A 5,058-nucleotide genomic window follows, 5' to 3' on the forward strand; every position below is an offset into this window, starting at 1 on the left:
GTAAACCGTCTCGACCGTGGCTTCGTCGAGGCAGTCTTCGTCATCGCTGTTCTTGTCACAAACGATGGTTTCAACGCGATCAGCCATCGCGGCGGCAAGCTCTCGGACGCGGCCGTTGTTCATCAGCATGAGTGCCTGGGGAGAGACCGTGGACACGTTTCGCGACAAACAGTTGGGGCCCATTTGGGGATAGTCAAACGTGTCCATCATCGTCGGGATTTCGGTTCGCCGGTATTGCAGGTAAACGCTTCGCCGCCAGCCGCCGCCGTCGGTCGCATTGGCGCTGACCAAGCCGTCGCGATCGATGGAGACGGTGTCGGGGAGTCCGCCCGGCGTGGTGTCCAGTCGGCCGGCGATCGCAAGCAGCGAATCACGCAGCGCTTCGGCATCCATGCGACGCAGGTTCATGTGCGAGAGCAGTCGGTTTTGCGGATCGACTTGGTGCGCCCGCTCGGTAACCTGACTGGATTGTTGGTAGACGCGCGAATTCATGATCAGCCGATGCATCTCCTTGATGCTCCAGCCGCGCCGGATGAATTCGATCGCCAACCAGTCGAGCAACTCGGGGTGCGAAGGACGCTCACCCTGGACGCCAAAGTTTTCCAGGTCCTTGACCAATCCGGTTCCGAAATGGTGGTGCCAGATTCGGTTGACCATCACGCGCGCGGTCAGCGGGTGATTGGGGTTGGTCAACCAGCGTGCCAGCGCGAGTCGGCGGCCGGTCTTGGCGGTGCCGTCGGGGAACGGGGGCGTGACGACGAACGGATTGCGTTGGTCGGTCAGCACCGCGGGTACGCCGGCAGCCACCGGATCGCCGGGTTTGTCGTGTTCACCGCGTCGCAACACGTAGGTCGGTGAGGGACGTCCCAGGTCCCAGAGCGCCCGGATCGCGAGCGGTGGAGCCATCTTGCGCCGCACACGATCAATTTGGCGATCGGCGTCTTCGATCTGTTGCCGCAGCGAAAGGGCGCGCTCGGATTGCTGGGAATCGGGACGCAGTTCGGCTTTGACAAGTCGTTCGACCAAGATCTTTTGCTTCAGCGTGCGATTGTTGTCGGCTTTCTTCAACGCGTTCAACGTCGCCCGGTTGTCGTCTTCGGATTGATCGGGATAGTGATCGCGCAACAGCTGCAACTGCAAGTCGGCCGTCCATTGTTTTTGTTGGCCTTGCAGTTGTTTGATCTGTTTTTCCAGCGGCGGATTTTTCTCGGCGACCTTGCGCCGGTGCTCGGGGGTGGCGACGTTCAGTGTCCGTGTCTTGAAGCTGTCCCAGTCATGTTCGTCCAGCGCGCCTTGGAACACCGCCTTGAGCCGGTAGTAGTCGCGATGGGGAATCGGGTCGTACTTGTGCGAATGGCAACGTGCACACTCCATCGTCAAACCCATCAGCCCTTCGCTGACGACGGTGATTGCGTCGCTGATGACTTTCAGCCGCTCGGGGACGAAGTTCATCGTGCGCGACCCGGTCTCGTCGATTCCCATCCGCAGGAATCCGGTGGCGATCAGTTGGTCGACGATGGCATCGGTGATGGTGTCGGCGTTTTGATAGTCGACCAGTTCGTCACCGGCGAGTTGCTCCAGTAGGAATTGGTCGTAGGGCTTGTCGTCGTTGAACGCCCGGATGACGTAGTCGCGGTATTTCCATGCAACCTTGCGAATCGGGTCGGCGGAGATGCCGCCTTCGGAATCCGCGTAGCCGGCCAGATCCAACCAATAGCGGCCCCATCGCTCCCCATAGTGGTTCGACGCGAGCAACCGATCGATCATCTGGGCATACCAATTCGGGTCGTCTGAATCGCGCCAGAACAGGTACTCGTCCGGGCTGGGCGGCAGACCGATCAGGTCGATATGGGCACGTCGAATCAACGTGTCGCGATCGGCGGTCGGGGCGAGTGAGAGGTCGTTCTCGGCAAGCCGGTCGAGGATGAATGCGTCAATCGAACGGAAACGGCTTGTTGCGACCGGCGGCTGGAACGCCCAGTGTTGTCGGTCTTCGTCGGCGACCGCACGACTGGACGGCTCGGGATCAGAAGCTTGCGTTGCACCGGCCAGTGTTGCCTCGGTCAGGGTTACACCGGCCAGGGTTACACCGGCCAGTGGCGCCCCGGCGTCGATCCACTGACGCAATGTCTGCGTTTCGGCCTTAGTTGGACGCCGCACGAAGAATTTCAACAGAGACTCACTGGGCGGACAGGCATGGCTTTCGATGCGCCGGATCATCGGGCTCGCATCGGCGTCGCCGGGGATCATGGCCGGTCCGTTCTTGCCTCCTGCGATCATGGCGGCGCGGCTGCGAAGGTCGACGCCGGCTTGTCGGATGCGCGGTCCGTGACAGGTGTTGCAACGGAGCAGGAGGATTGGCAGCACGTCGTGTTGGTCGACGGTTTCGGATTTCGATTCGGCCGCGACTTTTGAATGGCCGCCGGCTTCGATCCAGGTGTGAATGGATTTTCGTTCGTCGGCGTCGAGTGGCGGTTCGCCGTCGGGCGGCATTTCCCCGTCGGCAATCACCGACCACAGTCGACTTTCGTCGATCGATTCGGCGAGCAATGGATCACCGGACTCACCGCCCCGGCGCACGCCGGTCATCGAGGAAAGATCGAGTTCGCCCTTTTGGACTTCGCCGCTATGGCACTTGCCGCATTTAGTTGCCAACACCGCTTGGACGGCGTCTTCGAACATCGGCGGGGCGGCCGTGACGTCGGACGCCATCGCGAACAGCACCAGGGTGCAGGCGGCGGCAATGGCAACGACAACTCGTTCGCAACCCGTTCGTGGACGCGGTGCAATTTTCAACGTCATGCCGCTGGCTTTGAGCGTTCCGACGCCCGTTGCGAATTGAAACGCCGATCGTCTCATGCGAACAACTCGTGGACGACCTTGGCGTCTTCGGGACCGGTCAGCCGATGCGTTCGTCCGCCGTGGTGATAGGTCAGTTGATCGTGCCGCAATCCCATCAAGTGCAGGATGGTGGCATGCAGGTCTCGAAAGTGGACTTTGCCTTCGACCGCCCGATCACCGGTTTCGCTGGTGCGGCCGTGTACGTGTCCTCCCTTGACGCCGCCGCCGGCCAGCCAGAACGTGAACCCTTTTGAGTTGTGACCGGTTTCGTCTTTGCCGTCATCGGGAACCAACCCCGGCCGACCGAATTCACCGCCCCAGACCAGCAACGTGTCGTCGAGCAACCCTCGTGCGGCCAGGTCTTCCAACAGAGCGGCGATCGGTGCGTCCACGGTTTCGCAATTCGCCTTCAAGTCACGTCGGTGATTCTTGTGCTGGTCCCAACCGCCATGGTTGACTTCGATGAAACGCACCCCGGCTTCGGCCAAACGCCGCGCCAACAAACATTGGCGGCCGAAGTCGGTCGGTCGGCAGGTTCCGACCGACAGCTTTTTACCCACGCGGTAGCGACGCAACGTCGCTTCGGTCTCGTTGCTCAGATCGAGCAGTTCCGGTGCCGCGGCTTGCATTCGAAAGGCAAGCTCCATCGATTCGATCACGCCTTCGAGCGCCGCATCGCCGTTTCGGTCGGACAAGTGGTCTCGGTTCATCGATTGCACGAAATCGAGTTGGCTGCGTTTGACTTCGGCCGGCAAATGGTTCCCCGAGATGTCGCGGATGGTCGCCAACGACATGTCTTCGCCGTTGGTGCCGATCGGTGTGCCGGCGAACTCCGTGGGCAGGAACTCGCTGGAGTAGACCGACGGCTTGGCTGCATTCAAACTGACGAAGCTGGGCAGGTCCGCGTTCTCGCTGCCCAGTCCGTACGAGATCCACGAGCCCATGCTCGGACGCTTTCGCAGTTTCTCACCGGTGTGGAGTTGCAGGAACGATTGGGCGTGGTTTCCGGTGTCACAATACATCCCGTTGATGACGCACAATCGGTCGGCGTGTCTGGCGGTTTCGGGCATCAATTCGGACACCCACAACCCGCTTTCGCCACGCTGTTGGAACTCAAAAACCGATCCCGGATGTTTTTTGTTTCCCGTTTGTGGTTTGTAATCGAACGTGTCCATTTGCGCCGGACCGCCGCTCATGCAGAGGAAGATGACACGTTTGGCACGCGCGAGCTGGGGCGTTGTCCTCTCGGTGGACGCGCCGGCCGACTGCTGTAACAGCGCTTGCAGGGACAGAAAGCCAAAGCCACAGGAAGCGGTTTGCAGCATGGATCGACGTGAAATCATGGCGGCTCTCTCTCAATCCACGTAACGGAATTCGTTGGTCGTCATCAAGGCCTGGGCGAGACTTGCCCAGGCATGCAATCGGCATGGGTCCCGGTCTTCGTCGCCGCCCGCGAGTGAGGCTTCGGTGGTGCGCAGATACGCGAACGATCGGTCTCGCTCTGATTCACTGGGATGTCGCCCCAGCACGGCGGAAAAAATGGCCCGCAGCCGATCCCCGTCATCACGCAAGTCATCATCGAGCACCCGGCGGGCCAATTCACGCGATTGTTCCACCGCAAACACGCTGTTGATCAAGAACAACGATTGCGTCGGCAAGGTCGTGACATCGCGTTTGCCCCGCACGCTGACACCGTCAGGAAGATCAAACGCGGCCAGTTCTTGGGGAGGCGCGTGACGCAGCATGCAAAGGTAAACACTGCGGTGATAGGACTGGCGGTGCAGGTCGGTCGAGGCACCCGGCGGCCAGTTGATCAACGTGTCCAACGTTTCGATCGCGGACCCTTTTCCCGGGGCGTAATCCAGCCGGCCACTGGCTTGCAGCATGCTGTCTCGCAGCGATTCCGCATCCAGCCGTTTGCGAGCGTGTCGCGACAACCAAATGTTTTCCGGATCCTGTTCGGTCATTCCCGAGTCGGCCAGGCTGCTCAGACCGTACGTTCGCGACAACACAATCGCCCGGATCATCCGCTTGATCGACCAACCCTCGCGGACGAATCGGTTGGCCAAGTGGTCCAACAACTCGGGGTGCGACGGGCGGGCGCCGTACACACCACAGTCATCGGGCGTGGTGACGATGCCGCGGCCGAACAGATGCATCCAGATTCGGTTGACGATGACGCGGGCGGTTTGCGGGTGGTCGGGGTGCGTCAGCCAC

At 61.0% G+C, this 5,058-nt stretch carries 3 protein-coding genes; all 3 read right to left on the bottom strand.

The features are described 5' to 3' along the window. Positions 1-2,859 (bottom strand): DUF1553 domain-containing protein (locus ABX749_RS21275; protein WP_372897747.1); only part of this gene is annotated, 2,859 nt, incomplete at its 3' end. Further along, on the bottom strand, positions 2,856-4,184 hold the full coding sequence (locus ABX749_RS21280; RefSeq protein WP_372897748.1) for a DUF1501 domain-containing protein: 1,329 nt from the start codon (positions 4,182-4,184) through the stop codon (positions 2,856-2,858). The genes ABX749_RS21280 and ABX749_RS21275, both read right to left, overlap by 4 nt. A gap of 12 nt (positions 4,185-4,196) precedes the next feature. Further along, positions 4,197-5,058 (bottom strand): DUF1553 domain-containing protein (locus ABX749_RS21285; protein ID WP_372897750.1); only part of this gene is annotated, 862 nt, incomplete at its 5' end.

This window comes from Stieleria sp., from assembly GCF_041595215.1.
Lineage (GTDB): Bacteria > Planctomycetota > Planctomycetia > Pirellulales > Pirellulaceae > Stieleria > Stieleria magnilauensis.